Raw genomic sequence first — 228 nt, forward strand, 5'->3', positions numbered from 1 at the left:
GGGTCGACTTCGCGATGTTCCCTCGTCTGTCGGCGATCGCCGAGCGGCTCTGGGAGGGTGGTGACCCGGCACCGTATGCGGACTTCGGGCGACGTCTGCCGACGCAGCTGCGCCGTCTCCGTGCGGCGGGGGTGCGGTATCGTCCACTGGACGGACCTGCACCCGATCAGCGTCGCCCCGGAGTGCCCGGCAAACCACTCACGGTCGAGGCACGCGAGCGCATCGTCG

Annotated in this window: 1 protein-coding gene; it reads left to right on the forward strand. The window is 70.6% G+C overall.

Annotated features, from left to right (window positions below):
- Positions 1–228: hypothetical protein (locus SB753_RS42370; RefSeq protein ID WP_410805872.1), on the forward strand; the 228-nt coding region annotated here is incomplete at both ends.

The organism is Paraburkholderia sp. SIMBA_053, from assembly GCF_046534895.1.
GTDB lineage: Bacteria > Pseudomonadota > Gammaproteobacteria > Burkholderiales > Burkholderiaceae > Paraburkholderia > Paraburkholderia caledonica.